The following is a 15,660-nucleotide window of genomic DNA, read 5'->3' on the forward strand; positions in this document are numbered from 1 at the left end:
CATGTACCCCATTGCAACAAATTTAAAAGTTGGTAATAACCAGCTGGATAGCTACCTTCCAATACGTAATAAGAATAACAATATTGACTGGCAAATCGTCACAGGTTTAGTACTGAGCTATGCCGTGAAATATAAAATCGATACTTACAGTCTCGAGCAGTTTCGCGAGGATTGCAAAACTCATCTGCAAATATTGATCGATGAACCAGAATTCTTGTCCGTGCTAGAAAGGATGTATTTTTCCAGTCAGGATATTTTTCGCGTCTCCCCCCTGTTTTTGCTGTTCCACGCTCAGTTTGATGGTGAAAAGATAAGTGCAGGCTCGACTGCCGACAAACGCCTTGGAACACTGTTTGCCAATTTGATGAGAGATTTTAGCCTTAATAACCCGATACAAGATAAGTTGAATTTTATTGAAAAAGAGATGCTGAATAAGCTCAATAAAAAATTAATCCGACTGGGTGAGGGGCCATTTGCAAAAGAACAACCTTATTTACCCTATCTGGTAACGTGTTTTCAGTCTGATTTGGCGTTTCTGGCAGAGCATCCACAATATCTTTTGCAGGAACTGACCAATACTCTACGTTTGTACGCCTTTAGTTGGTGCGCACAACTGGCGCTCAATCTGGACAACTGGCAAGACGGCGAGCCGCAGAGTAAATCATTGTTCTTTATCCTCGATACTGAAAAAGCTAGCTCAGAACGAGATAAAATAAAGCTCTTCGGCTACAAGTGGTTTGCCCGCCAAAGTGAAAAATTGTTCCCCATACTCTCTGCATTAGAGGTATTACAAGTAAAAGGTGAGGAAAAACGCCCTCTTTGGCAGGTATATCAAGATTGTTTAGGTTATTCAGATACATCGAATCGAGTACTGAATGAACTCAATAATTATATACAGAAGTTTATCAGTAAGGAGGAGCGAGATCTTCCTGAACGCGATCGTGCTACAAACCTGGAAGATGCCTTTAAACAGCTTTTATCTGTTGCCGTTGAACAGTTTCAGGGTAAAAAAACCGAGCGAGCAGCGGTAAATCGCAAATACATCAACGAGCTGGAAAGCCAGATTTGCACTGACTTCATTCAGGTTCGTGGCCGAGCGGGGAAAGTGCTGGTACTGAACCAGGATAGACTACTGCTACTAACTAACCTTACCGTGGGTAAAAACAAAAAACTCCGTCTGCATGAGCTGCTACGTGGTTTTGAGCAACGCGGATTTTATCTGGATAACCAGTCTACACAAATGCTGGTTGCGTTTTATGAACGCATGGGGAATGTGGAGAGAATGAGTGACAGTGGAGACGCCGTATATGTCCGTAAAACAGTATGAAACCTATCTGGCAGAAACCTTCATTGAATGGGTTAGCAGCATCATCCAGCCTGGTGAGCGCTACCAGTTTAAATCTCCCGATCCGGATAACGCCTTAAAGCTCTGGAAGGCTTTCGACTCTTTAGCGAATGGAAATAAACTAGAAATTGCACCGGGGCAATATCTTACCTACGTCCAATGTAATAATATCCAGCTTATTCCGGTACTGCACGGCACCACTCCCCCTGCATTTACAGAAAACTATATTTCTCATTTACGCGATCAGGTTTCTGGCCGCAATGGCATTTTTGCCCAGACAGCGTTGTTGATTATCCACAACAGCATGCTGGATACCTTACTCAATAGTACCAAAGATGTCGCTGCACCGGATGCTATCTGGCATCCAGAAACCTTCCGTCACCAGCTCGAAAAGTTAATCACAACGGACAGCGCCCGTTCTCAAGTATCCCGCTGTTTGCTGGGCGATCAGTTGACAACAATATTGGATGAAGGCGCAACGGTTTTTGGATTTTCATCGTTATACCGTCTGCTGGACGACGGCAATCTGGATTTCTCAGAGCTAAAGTTATTCAACGATAATAACCTGCTGAATTTTAGTGATAAGCAGTTGCGCGCCCGGCTCAATGAAAACCAAAAGTTATATCGCCAGATAGAGGACAGTGTTGAACGCTACAGCGGGCAACTGGAGAATGTACTAACTGAATTTAGTGCAAAATTCATTCAGGAGCATTTCGTTGACAATGACGATTGGCGTGAACTTGATTTCTCCGTCTACCTGAATGAAAAAGCACAAAACAGTGAACAGAAACTGGTGTTGGAAAACATTACTGCTGAAAACGGTGAGGTCTGGCAAAGAGCCAAAAGCACCAGTAAAGCAGGTAAACGAGATATCAGTGTCCTGGTTCAGGTTCTACCGGGGCAGTCACACGTTGAGCTGGAGTTTATCTTCCAGGGTAACGACCTTCAGGACAATCAGGTAAAAATTGCTCATCATCGTCCGTTACAGAAAGAACGATTCTGGCGTACTAGCCGGCTCGGGGGGAAAAACTCTAAGATACTGGCATCAGTGCCTTTTGATGGTCGGCCCTGCTTCTTTAGCCTCGAAATCATTAACCGCAATAACTCAGCAGAAGAGTACAAGTTTCGCCTGCTGTTAGTTGAACAAGGGCAATTCTGGCTTAATGAAATCCAGCATTGTTATCGTATTGAACCTGGTAAAGGTCAATTAACTCTGCAACTGGAAGATAATGAGTTACGTATTGCAGAGCTCGGCGACAAGACCTGTTTACTTGATGAAGAAAGTGATGATGTTGATTGCCGCCATTATGCACTCGTTAATTTTGAAACGCTGGCGAATCAAAGTGAGCTGATCAAATTTACCTTGATTTCAGGTGACTCCCGTTTACTGTTTAACATCGAAGGTCCAGGAGCAGAGGAAGGATTAACCCTGCCTCTGCTTTTTGATCAGGGTCGTTTCAATAAACTCTTTAAAGAAGAAGGGAATGCAACCTGGAACAAGTTGAAAGGTCGCGTCATCCTGGACAATATCGAACATAATGTGGTTGGTGTTCGCCAACAGTTGCTTATGCAAGAGTACGCCCTGATCGAGCGTAATCTGCTCAGCACTGGCAGTAATGGCAGTAATGGCAGTAATGGCAGTAATGGCAGTGAGTTTGCACTGGATGAGCTTCTGGCGAGCTATCCCGACCTCCATAATGCGTACCACCAATTGTTCGTTTACTATCAACGTCGAAATACCCTGCCGAGTCTGGTGTCATGGTCAGCGGAATATCGTGTATTAGTCAGTCACATGATCGCTACTTTTGAACAGGCATTACAGCAAATCAGTCTAAGCAGAGCATTAACCATCCAGGAAAAACGTCTGTTACATCTGGGAATTTGCCGCGGCGACGATTATGAACGTCTCTCGCCTCTGCACCCATTGGTAATGGCTTATCATTTACAGCTAGCTGAAACTATTATCGCCGAGCCCGGATACCCCACATCAGCTTCCTTCGCTTCATTACCAGAGATTACTCTAGATCGTCTGGTCGTCTCTGGCCTAATGCCATTTGTGTATCATAGCGAACATGAATACGCACAGTTACAACCGATGGTAGAAAACCGCTTCTGGATAGATATTGTTCCCCAGCGCCAGATGAGCCACGAATATGTTAAGCGTCTGGTGAAAGACAAGCTAAACGAATTTACAGATGCCTATTCTCGGCTGTTCCAGAGTGCGGGAAATAATGCCCTGGTTATTAATGCTATTAATATGGGAGAAGCCAGAGAGCTATTCCTGGGACTGGTAGATTATTTTAAGCAGGAAAAAGATAACGCAATTTCGATACACGTAAACTGCTATGACGAACGTCTGCTACCCAATGCCTTTGACCGCTTTGCCGAAAGCGGCAGCTATGAACAACTAAAAAATGATCTTGGTCTGAACAGCGGTACGTGGCGTTCTGAAGCCGATATGTTGATCGATCTGCTTCGCAGTCGCTTAACATTCAGCAAATTTATCCTGCCACCGGAAAGCGATCAACTGGCTTATGCCCATCTCGCATTTTTCACCAACACCGCACCGGTTGATTGCCGCCAAATACGCATTGAGGATGCTGCCAGCGGGGTATTATGTCATGGCTTGATTGCAGGCGAAGGGGCTGAAACACAAGGCGATGCTTACTTTACCGCGTTTGGTCTGCGTAATGTCGATACTGAATCGTCTTGCGCCCTGCGTCTCGCCCGCTTGTTAGGCTGTCTATGGCAACCGGCACGGCAGAGCAACAGCCAGTATCACGGTCAGGGAATTAGTCTGGCTGTCAGCGGCAACTTTAAGCAACTGCTGAATCGCTCTTATGATAGTTCTCTCTGGACCACAATTATCGACCCTAAGGTCACACTCGATTTCTTTACCAGTCAAAAAGATGTCGTACTAATTCATTACTCTGACCAGTACACCAGTTGCGCAGGTTATGACGCCGTAACCGTGACAAAACAGGTTGAGTTGTTCCTGCGTCTCCTTCAAACAGGGCAATCCACAGTTGATAACCAGCAACTACTTGCTGAATTTAATGCCTTTAACGGTGAGTGGCTGTTGAAAATGTTGCGTTCAAATGAGAAGGAGCGCAAAGAGAAACACGGTATTATCGGTGCATACAAATTCGTACAGTCTATGCTGCACCAGTCAGATATTTGTTGGGTTCCACTTTCAGTAGCTGAGATGATCCGCGTTTCCGGTAACGTCGGGCTGAGAATGAAAGAAAGCGATTTATCGCGCCATTTACAGGGTTATCAGAAAGGAGCGATCTCTGACGATGTGCTCTTTGTCGGCTTCAAAGATAACAATCTGTATCTGTTACCACTTGAAGTAAAAACAGGGGCTCGCCCTGATTACAACCATGCTGGGCAGCAGGCCCGCGAGCTAAAACGTTATTTACAGCAAGATATTCTTGGGCCGCAAACTCTGGCATCACAATTATATCGGGCACTTTTTATCCGCCAGGTATTAATGCAGGTAGAGAAGTTGCGTCTGTATGGTGTACTGGATAACGACAAGCTATCCCCTCTGCTGGAACGACGTGAATGGTGGCTCACTGGCGACTATCAGTTAGGTGAGCTTGCTGATTATGCAGAAGGCTTTGTGGTAGCGCATGTAGACAGCGGAACCTGTTTTGATCTCTCTTATAAAGAAACGGCAGAGAATATTCTTCAGATCGAAATCCCCTATTCATTGCTTCCATCGTTAATTGCAGCACAAGGTAATCAACCTCCACTAGCTCAACGCTATCGGGTGCCGGAAAAATATCTGCTCAAATCAGAGTGTGATGTCAATTCTTCACATCCAGTACAGGTAGCAACAACAACTGAGCCGCAGCCCATTTCTGTGCTGGAGCTTCCACAACCTGAAGCATCGGCACTAACCTCCAGTAATGTCAGCAATACACCATTACAGGTCTTGTTTGGTCATGATGCTGTGCGTCAGAATCCATTGTACTGGGAGCCAACCAACACCGCTAAGTTCATGAATACTAATACCGGCATTATTGGAACAATGGGCACCGGGAAAACCCAGTTTACTAAATCTCTGGTTACGCAACTGATGCGCAATCAGTCCTGTAACGTTGATGGTAAACCAATTGGCTTGTTGATCTTCGACTATAAATCCGACTATGTGGATGATGCGTTTCTGGAAGCTACGGGAGCTAAGAGGTATCAGCTATCATTGTTACCTTACAATCCGTTATCGTTATTTGGTGATATGCCCATGTTACCGAGGCATACGGCCATGGCATTCGCTGAAACAATGGGCAAAGCGTATAACCTTGGCGTAAAACAACGCATGAAGCTGGTTACGCTAATAATGGAGTGCTATGACTTAGCAGGAATAGTGCCTCATGATCGATCAACATGGACTCGTATAGCACCGACTATTGAAGATGTGTGGCAGCAGTACCTGGCACAAGAGAAAGTCGACGAAGATTCATTATATGCTGCGCTTTATAATCTGGCTGGTTTCCAGATTTTTGAAACAGATCCAGAGAAGATGACCAGTTTGTACGATTTGGTTGATGGTGTCACAGTTATCGAACTCGCGGGTTATCCATCAGAGATTCAAAACCTGGTGGTTGCACTGACGCTTGACCTGTTTTATGCACAGATGCAAAAGCGCGGCAAACCGATGGTGCAAGGGGATTACCGCCAGCTAACAAAAATGATTCTGGTTGATGAAGCTGATAATTTTATGCGCCAGGATTTTGCCAGTTTGCGTAAAATTCTTAAGGAAGGCCGGGAATATGGTGTTGGAGCAATCCTATCAACACAAGAAATTACCCATTTTAAAACAGGCGAGAATAATTATGCTTCTTATATTCTAACTTGGGTGATTCATCGAGTTTCTGAGATCAAGAATGCTGATATTAAAGCCGTATTCAACATTGATGATAAAGGCGAGCAGGAGTCTTTGATGGGGCAGATTAGACAACTTGAGAAGCATTTTAGTCTGTTTATAGATGGGGATAAAAAAGTTAATAAAATGCGTGACAAGGCGTTTTGGGAATTGATTTCTAATCATGTTAATTGAGGTTATGTAATGTCAGGACAAAATATAGATTTCATCGATCTTGAAAATATTAAACTAGATGATAAGAACCCTCGACTTCCATCATCTTTCCGGAAGAAAAAAATAGGGAAACCAGAAATTGTAAACTGGATGTTGAATGATGCATCAATTATTGAGCTAATGCTTGCTATAGGCCAGTCAGGATTCTTCATCGGCGAATCTTTATTGGTGATTCCTGATGATAATGAACAAGGTAAATATATTGTTGTTGAAGGGAACAGACGTTTAACCTCGGTCATCCTATTAAATGATCCTAGTTTAGCCACTTCCCAAAAAATAAAAATAGATAAGGTGTTAAATGAAACAACAGAACGACCAAAAGTACTGCCCTGCATTATATTTAAATCCAGGGAGGATATAAATAAATATCTTGGTTACCGACATATTACAGGTGTAAAATCATGGGGAATATTGCCCAAAGCCAGATATCTTAATGAACTATCTAAAGAACTAAATGATGCGGATTTTACTATAAAATGTAGAAAACTAGCAAAATCAATAGGTAGCCGTAGCGATTATGTTCGAAACTTATTAACAGCCTACGAGCTTTATCTCAAGATTGAAGATCAGGCTTTTTTTAAAATAAAATCATTAGACGAAACAACTTTGCATTTCAATTATCTCTCCGATTTATTGAGCAGAGAAAATATAAGAAACTATATTAATGTTGATATAAAATCAAATGAACCGACATCTCATGTGTATATAGATAAATTAGAACTGCTGACCCGATGGTTTTTCGAAAAAAATGAAAATGGTCGTAGTCGTGTTTTAGGGGATAGCAAGCATTTAGGAATGCTTGATAAAGTACTTGAAGATAAGCATGCTGAAGAATATTTCCGAACTGGAGAAGGCAGTATTGTTGAAGCATATAATCTAGTTTCAGTTACTGCTGACTCCTTTAATCAAGAAATAGATCTATCTTTAGCTGGATTAAAAAGAGCAAATAATATTATCCATAATGTAGAACAACATCATGATACTGTCAAAACTAAGCTAAAAGAAATATTTACATTAGCTAAGAATATGAAAGTTATTATTGAATCCATGGCCGAAGAGAAATGGGATGATTGAGTTCAAATTATTAGACAAGACGCCAGACGAGACGCTATGTAATTCACATTACTATTGTGATTATATAGAACTTTTGGCTCTGGTTGACTGTGATGATGGTCTCAGCATTGATGATATTTACGACCGTTTTTTTGAAAACAATAAAATTTCAGATATTGGTACAGAGAATGGTAGCACTATAAATGAAGAGTGGTTGGGACGAATATCTGGATGGTTTGAAGAGATCAACTGTCGAGTATTAAATTACGGTGATAACTATCCCTTTCTTTATGATGGCAATAGAATAAAGAAAATAGACAATATAGGTGAAAACCATTACATATATATATTATTATTATTATGCTCTTTACTAAGATATATCAACGGGTATCATTTTTTAACAACTCTATTTGAACAGATATCATATGCTGCACTAAAAAAATACCTCCCAACCACTGCAGAGGTTCATATATTTGGAGTCTCATCAGAACGAAACTCAAGATACTCTGGAAGTATTGAATATAAATATAATCTTCTTGCTCAAGATTTAGGTTTAACAAGATCAAACAGGCCAAATGTATTCAGAGATGGGGATAATGGCGATGGTGGGGTTGATATTGTTGCCTGGATTCCTTTTAGAAACGATTCTAATTTGGATAGAAAACAGATATTTCTAGGTCAAAGCGCATCCGGAAAAAACTGGGCAAACAAACAAGCTAGTGTTGATAGGGTAAAAAACTATATAATGGATCTCCCTTCTAATGCGCAAAATATTTTATTTGTTCCTTATGATTTCAGAGATTGCAATCGTTATTTTTGTCAGAGCGATGAGATTACCGCATCAATAATTTTCGATAGGCATCGAATAATAAACCTTATAAATATAAATGACATTAATCACAGTACATGGATAGAACCCATACAAGAAATCATTGATTATACACTGTCATTTGAGGAGGATATTATCTAAATTATTTTATATGTCAGGTAATATAATTCCCTCAATAGATTAAGTACTGAGAGACCTCCTTTCTCAGTGCTTAATTCATCTAGCCCATAAAAGAAACAATATCTTTATACTTCAACGCCACATCTGGATTATCATCTAATAATTTTTCTATATAATCCCTATCCCAAAAATCAGCCCATATACCTTTTCTTTTCAGCACGTCAATATGCTCAACCAGGCTTTTTGTGATTTTTTTAGACGCAATAATCAGCATCCCCTGAGCATCAAATCGGTCCAAAGTATCTCTAATGCTAGGTATATCATTTTTACCAATGTTTTTTTTCCATGCTTTACATTGTACGACTATTTTACGTCGTTGTACCGGACTTCTATCTTTAATTTGTGGCATACCAGCTAAATCTGTAGTGTCCCATATACAAATTAAATCAGCATTCGCATCAGGTTCATTCGTTACGGATGTATTATAAACTCTAATAATTCCAGGAACTCGCTCTAATAATTCCCGTGAAAAAGACTCAAATCTACCGCCATTTATAGTCTCTGCCCAAATATAAGTATCTTTATTGAAAAGGAAATCTTGTTCTTGCTTCCTTCTACTTATTACAATATTTTTAGCTAAATTATATTTTTGTATTCCACAATCACATGTTAAGAAAAAAATATGATTAAGTGATATACATATCAATTTATTTTCTATAGGAACATATATAATTTCAGATGTTTCGCTTTCCAATTCTTCGACAATTTTCCGCACTATTATTAATTCATTTTTTAAAAATGCGTTTAATGTCTTATCTGTTTTAAGAAACGTACAAACAGCATCCTGTAGCACATTAAAATTATTTTTATCTTTAATGAAAAATCTGAAAACATTAGCAGTTTTAGGGGAGAATATTATAGATATCTTATAACGTTCAGATTTAAAGTAATACCAGTTTGGATTTTTTCTGGCATTGTAACATAGCTCTTTTGATGAGATCTTCTCGCCTAAACATTTAATTATAGTTGTTGCCCACATGTGTAGATTTAAACCATATGTGGTATAATGAGGTTGAAAAGACTCATCATGATCGATAAAATAATAAAGATTTTCCTCATAATCTGTAATTGATTTAAAAATTTTTCTAATTACATTTAAACTCTCCTCAGATATAGAAAATAATCCATTATTATATGGTTGTGTAAATGTTAGATAACGGGCATAAAGCTCAATACTATTAATTGCGCCATTAACACCTTGGCCCAAAGGATGTTCTATATTAAGTAATGTACATGATACCCCGATATCGACTCTCATATATAATGCAGGATATGTAGAAAAAATATCATTCATATCTGTACGATCTCCATCACCATCCCATGAGGTGGTTCTCGCATAAAGATAAATATGAACTCCATTATCATAAAATCTAATTGATATGGTTAATAGCGTATTTTCCCTACTTAACACTATAAGGCCATCGTCCCGACAGTTTGCATCATATGAAAACTCTTTCGATATACTTTTAAGTTTTTCTATAAATAAGTCAGAATTCATATTTAAACCACTTTCATGATTAACGATAGCCTTATTATGCTTATAGTAACATGAACTTCTTTATAAGGAATTCATGAAATCTTTTAAGTTGCGATGGTTTCTAACTGATGCAATCCCATCTTCAACATGCGCAGCCCACGCTTTAATCATCGCCTTCTGCTCTAGTTGAGGGTAAAGCATCTTCAACACCAATTCCGTAGCTTGCAGCGTTTCTCCTAGCCACGTAATTTTATCCAGCACCAGCGTACCATCCAGCTTCTTACTATCTCGTTCAGGTGAATAGCGAAACTCACTCTCCACCGAGCGGAAAAATGCTAGCCGGGCAGCAATATTGGGTGTAATCCCAGTATACCCTTTAAGCTTTTTAAGCTGATCTTCAGTCTGACGGCTAAGCGCCATTCGATTTGGGAGCATCAGATAGCCTCCTTAGTTAATTCCCAGAAATAACCTGGTTTCAGCGTTGACGATTTAGTATGCGCATTAAACACAATCTCATAAGCATGAGAGATATCATCACGCAACTGATCGACAAAATAACGCTCATCTACTTCAGTATCGGTAGACAGCAATACAACCTGATGACTGGCTTCCGGGAAGTAGTGGTTAATCAATTTATCACGATGCTGAGAATCCAGACGTCCCAATGGCGTATCAATTATCACTGGTAAATCACGACCAGAGGTTTTCGCCAGCGCCTCAAGAATAGCAATTGCATAAATCTGTTTTTCACCAGCAGAAAGTAACTTACGGTTAATTACTGATCCATTCTCATCAATTAATTCAACATCAAACGTCTGAGGGTTGATATGCGCACTAAGTTGTAAATCCTCTTTGCGAGCCAACTTACGGTAAGCAAGCTCAAAGTTTGTAGACAGCGTTTTAACTCGAGCCTGGGTTAATACATCACTGTAGCGATCGAGTAAGTTTATCGTTTCCTGAGCATTCTTAAACGCACTACTATAACTGTGCTGATAACGAGCGGCATCATGCGCTTTTTGAATCTGGCGAACACAATCCAGTTGCTGCTGTTTCGTGCGTTTAGCATCTTCCAGCAATGACCGATATTTCTGCAATTGGGCTTCGCGCTGCCTATCCAGGTCACGTAATTTCTCAAAGAGATCCATCAGCTGATCATCTTCAGGAGCACGGGCAATATTAGCAGCCGCTTGTTCTAACTGTTGTTCAATCTCAGATAACTGTGTGCGATAAAGCTCAAAACGCTGCCATGCTCTTTTACTATCTATCTCAATAGACTGTTGAAGCATACCAGCTTCACGCTCAGAGATGTCAAAGAGCAAATCACCTTTTGGTTTCGTTGCCATATAATCTTTTAGATTATCGGTAATCGCTTCAGCTGCTATTTTGCCAGTCCCCGCAGAACGAAATGCAATATCATTTCTGAGTTGCGTTAAAAACTGGCTCAGCTCTTTTTCAAAGCTTTTTGCCTGTTTAATCTGCGTTTCATCAGCAAGTTGTCGCAGCAAACGAGACAAAATAGTGGGCGCAAGCGCATAAGGTAGCGAGCCATCGCATTCTTGTCTCAGTGCTTTTTCCAGATGTTCTTTATCTTTTAGCAGCGTTTCGACTTTCTGTTTTTCCTGCGCTTTAGTCTGGGCAAAAGCGCCCCCCTGAGCATTTAGCAAGCCTTCATAACGGGTTATATCTTTAGACAGAAACTCAATCCGCGATTTGGCAAAATCGGCGCTTTCCAGCAGTGCTTCTGTCTGGCAGGCTAATTCTTTACTCTGTTTTTCAAGCTCTGCAATCTGTTGTTGCTGAGAGCTTGCTAGCTGGCTGGATTGCTGACGCTTAACAAAAATCATTAAATCGTTACGCAGTTTAGAGATGAGATCCAGCCCCAATAAGCGTCGTACGGCAGTACGTAAAATATTACCGGATTCGTCCTCAGCAAGTTCTGCAATTTTCTCGCCATCGAAAAAGAACAAATCAGCAATGCCATGCGGAATTAACTCATTTAGAAATCCCTGGCACTGATCGTAATCCAGCTCACTGAGTGGCTGCCCATCCTGTTGCAGAGAAAGGCGGTCCCTCTTCCCCTTTTTCCAGGTTCGCGTAACGGTAAATTCGGCCTCATGACCGCCTTTATTATAGGTAAACGTCAGTTCTACAGATGCTTCTTCCGGCTGCTCAATATAGTACGCGCCGTTATGAATCAATGCGCTGAGTTGTTCAATATACTCTTGCTGTTGAGTCGCTAGCCCAAACGCCAGTCGTCCATACAACGCTATGCGGATCGCCGACAGGATAGACGTTTTCCCTGCGCCGTTTAAACCACCAAACAGCACAATAGGTCGTGGATTCAAATCGTGCGGACGCTTTCTGGGTGCCAGATCAATGGTATGTGTACCGTTAAATACCCGAAAATTATGTAATACCAGCTGTTTAATGAGCACGTTATTTCTCCTCCCCAATCAGTAACGAGGATTCACTGGCATCAACAATTCTGCGCTGTAAAACCTGAAGTTCAGCTTCCAGCTTTGTAAGTTCTTCCTGATGAATATCTCGTTCAACTCGTTTTTGCAGAGTGACCTGTTGTTGTTCAATTTCTTCGAGAGTGCCCCAGTCCTGCTTTAAAATCGTGCCAAGTTTGTCAAAAATGCCCTGACGACGGCTTAAGCCTTCCATTGAAACTTCCAGCTCGATGAGTTTCATCACCATTTCAGGCACAACGTCAAATCCCTGCGCTATCTGCACCAACAGATCTGCATCGCTGGCATCAAAGCGCGACTGATCGTCCACCACCCAGTCTAAATCCTGCTGATACACTTCGCGGTAAATACCCGGTAGCGTGTCATACCAGTCTGGTTCATTAGGATCTTTCAACCACTCCTGACGAATCGCATGTAGCTCTGGTTCGGTAATTAACGTAATGGTATGGCCCTGAGCATTTAAATCGCGCTCAATCTCCAGCAATTCTTTGAGCCATTGCTGACGATATTTTAGCCAGTAAGGACCAGGAACATGCTTACGCTCAGCCCCCGGCTCATCACTTTCTTTAGCGTACTGATAGCTCACCTTCCCGGTGCGACGCTTATAGTTTCGAAACGTGTCTTTATTCACCGGATCAGTGGTAAACGCCAGCAGATCACGATATTTCAGCAGCGGAGACATCCATTCTTCACCGTTTTTGATCAGGCTTTCCATCGCCTTATCTTTAGTGACAACGGTACAAGTCCAACAGCCAAAACGCGAGTTGCCGCAGGAAGGGGTACTATCATCAATTACCAGCGGGCATTCACCCTGTGCGGAAGAATCCATATATAACGTCCACAGTGGACGGTTGTTTCCACCCCACGGGCTTTCCCACTCGTCGATATCTTCGGGAGCATATCGGAATGCACCGCGTAATAGTTTCCAGACGTCTTCCACATCCCAAGTATCAATGGGGGTATAGATAAATGCATTTGCCAGCGTGGTGTGTCGGGCCAAGCGGGAGCCATCAATCTTGTGCTTTGCGATCACCTGCGCACGAGAAGCACTTTCGCTACTGCGCGAACCCAGTACGACGATAACTTCATCAAACTGGCTGACCTTATCTTTAATAAAGTCACTCACCGGATTGATTTTCATGCGCTCGGTGCACCAACGGAAACTCCGGGTTGGAGCCGGATAACCTTTCCCCAGCAAATTGACCCAGAAGGTTTCATTCGTTTTAGGTGTTACTGCGTGTTGAGTGATCGGCAAGCCGTTACGCTTTGCCCCCGCCTCAATCTGCAACATCGTTTTCTTAATCAGATCCACGACTACCGGCGTTTCAACAAGCGTATCGGATGACACCACAAAAACATCTTTACTGCGCATTTCTGGGGGTAGGCCCAGTAAGGCCAGATAGACCAGCGTAATAACTGCTGAAGAATCTTTGCCCCCACTATAACCAATCACCCACGGACGCTTATCCGCACAATAAATTCTTTGTACTTCAGCAACATATTCGGCCAGAGGTCGTCCAGCGAACTGTTCCTGATTAATAAAATCTTCGTATTCGGCCAAATCATAGGCCTGAACTAATTTACTCATGAGACAACCATCTGAGCTTCAAGCTCCTGTTCTTCAGGAGTGAGGGGAATAGAGAGCGCAGTTTTTAGCGCATTGCAGGTTAACTGGATCGCGGCACTGGTTTTACTCAGTTTGCCGTGCTGCATTGCACGTTTAATGAGATCCGGATTGTTCCTGCGCCAGTTAAATGTCTTAAGTGCAGAGATTTTCTCAGACCATTGCTCAGGATAATCCGTTAGGAGGGTATATCCTAGTAGCCCAAGAGCCTGTAATCCAAGACCATGAGCGTGAATATAATCTTGTCGCAACTGAACCGGTGAAACCTCTTTTTTGATCGCTAACTGCCAATCCGGCATCACATTGTAAATAGCCAACCAATATTGGGTAGCAATTTGGGTGCATTGTTCAAAATTGTTTTCTTTTGGATCCTTGCCCAATAAAGAACGGGTAGCCTGCTTGATACTGCTCAAAGTAAAAAGCTTATTGGACCGCTGGCTTATACCGGACTTTTCTAATTCAGTCATTCCAACGAATGGCTCAATAGACATCGCCAGATAACGTGCCAAATTCGAACTAGCATCGCGATGATCATAAAGTGACGCCAGAGATGGACTGGGCCGAATTGCGTATTTATTTAGATCCGCGAACATCTGTTGGCTGCGTTTTAAACCTTCATCAACAAAAAACAATACCGGAATATTATCCTGTCCCAGCTCAGGACGTGCGTCTAAAGCATCTTCTATCGCTTTACGGCGATGCTGACCATCATTGATCAAAATTTGCGCATCCATCGGCACACATAATGTACCCAAGTTATTGGACCCCTGAAACTCTTCAAACTGCACATCTACTGCAATGGAAGCCGTCAGGGCTGAAAACACATAATCTTTAGGATTTTCCAGAAGATAACGGACCATTTCAGGGATACGCGATTTATTTAGAGTCCGTTGTGCACGTAGCTCAGGCGGTACGTCATTTTCATCAAAACTGAAAATTTTCGGGATGATACGCATCGGGCACGTGGCGATATAGAAAGGTCGGCCAGCCTGAATGCCACGTATAGCAGGAAACGAGTAGCAGTAATCCGCATCAATATTAGCCATACTTTAATCCATCCAATGTATGTGTGAATCTGATGACGTGATATTTTACGTAATACCCTTTGTGACATACAGCTTTTTTGACGTAATTTTTTGCGTACCAACATCCATTTTCCGTTGAAAAAAATGATTCGCCCAAATTTCTTTCTTCCCATCTTGAATCGAAAATTTTTTTCATAACAAAATCATATAGATAAGAATGTAAAAAGGTATTTTAAAATCAAAAACACACTCAGAGGGAGTAAGAGTCATCAATGATTAACAAACGCGGAGGTGATCCCAGAAGAAAATGGACACAAAAAAAGCCGCCCTTGAGCGACTTGATTGTATCTTTTGGTGCCGAAGGCCGGACTCGAACCGGCACGTATTTCTACGGTTGATTTTGAATCAACTGCGTCTACCGATTTCGCCACTTCGGCACTGAAGGGGATGCGGAAACGTTCTGGATTATACCTGTCGGCGGCGGTCATGCAAGCGACAGCGTGTCGTCATTGCGCTAAGTGTTGAAAAAAACAGCGCTATCCTGCGCGGCGT

General features: G+C 41.9%; 9 protein-coding genes and 1 tRNA gene. 4 read left to right on the forward strand and 6 right to left on the reverse strand.

The features are described from left to right. The first annotated feature begins 1 nt into the window (after position 1). Genes dptG through AC3EMD_RS24530 form a run of 4 tightly spaced genes read left to right on the forward strand, consistent with a single transcriptional unit; the run spans position 2 to position 8,472 of the window. Positions 2-1,327, forward strand: coding sequence for a DNA phosphorothioation-dependent restriction protein DptG (gene dptG / locus AC3EMD_RS24515; protein ID WP_115188836.1), 1,326 nt, complete (start codon positions 2-4; stop codon positions 1,325-1,327). Beyond that, on the forward strand, positions 1,308-6,410 hold the full coding sequence (gene dptH / locus AC3EMD_RS24520; protein WP_302073819.1) for a DNA phosphorothioation-dependent restriction protein DptH: 5,103 nt from the start codon (positions 1,308-1,310) through the stop codon (positions 6,408-6,410). The genes dptG and dptH overlap by 20 nt, the downstream gene beginning before the upstream one ends. A gap of 9 nt (positions 6,411-6,419) precedes the next feature. After that, complete coding sequence (locus AC3EMD_RS24525) at positions 6,420-7,523, forward strand: hypothetical protein (RefSeq protein WP_043955288.1); 1,104 nt, start codon at positions 6,420-6,422, stop codon at positions 7,521-7,523. Then, positions 7,516-8,472, forward strand: coding sequence for a hypothetical protein (locus AC3EMD_RS24530; protein WP_115188838.1), 957 nt, complete (start codon positions 7,516-7,518; stop codon positions 8,470-8,472). The genes AC3EMD_RS24525 and AC3EMD_RS24530 overlap by 8 nt, the downstream gene beginning before the upstream one ends. Positions 8,473-8,551: 79 nt before the next feature. Here the strand turns inward: AC3EMD_RS24530 and AC3EMD_RS24535 are convergent, their stop codons facing one another. The 6 genes from AC3EMD_RS24535 to AC3EMD_RS24560 all read right to left on the reverse strand — a co-directional run bounded on the left by AC3EMD_RS24535 (position 8,552) and on the right by AC3EMD_RS24560 (position 15,545). Continuing rightward, on the reverse strand, positions 8,552-10,009 hold the full coding sequence (locus tag AC3EMD_RS24535; RefSeq protein ID WP_115188839.1) for a restriction endonuclease: 1,458 nt from the start codon (positions 10,007-10,009) through the stop codon (positions 8,552-8,554). Between the two features lie 60 nt (positions 10,010-10,069). Next, positions 10,070-10,423 carry a DNA sulfur modification protein DndE gene (dndE, locus tag AC3EMD_RS24540; protein WP_043955292.1) on the reverse strand — a complete coding sequence of 118 codons (354 nt, stop codon included), beginning with the start codon at positions 10,421-10,423 and terminating at the stop codon, positions 10,070-10,072. After that, positions 10,423-12,423 (reverse strand): DNA sulfur modification protein DndD, encoded by a 2,001-nt coding sequence (gene dndD, locus AC3EMD_RS24545; protein ID WP_115188840.1) that lies wholly within the window; start codon positions 12,421-12,423, stop codon positions 10,423-10,425. Before dndD ends, dndE begins: the two co-directional genes overlap by 1 nt. Position 12,424: 1 nt before the next feature. Then, positions 12,425-14,047, reverse strand: a complete 1,623-nt coding sequence (gene dndC / locus AC3EMD_RS24550; RefSeq protein WP_115188841.1) for a DNA phosphorothioation system sulfurtransferase DndC — start codon at positions 14,045-14,047, stop codon at positions 12,425-12,427. After that, positions 14,044-15,129, reverse strand: a complete 1,086-nt coding sequence (gene dndB / locus AC3EMD_RS24555) for a DNA sulfur modification protein DndB (RefSeq protein ID WP_064146465.1) — start codon at positions 15,127-15,129, stop codon at positions 14,044-14,046. Before dndB ends, dndC begins: the two co-directional genes overlap by 4 nt. Before the next feature lie 331 nt (positions 15,130-15,460). Continuing rightward, positions 15,461-15,545, reverse strand: a tRNA-Leu gene (locus AC3EMD_RS24560). Positions 15,546-15,660: the final 115 nt, after the last annotated feature.

The sequence above is a fragment of the Klebsiella sp. PK18 genome (assembly GCF_057784655.1).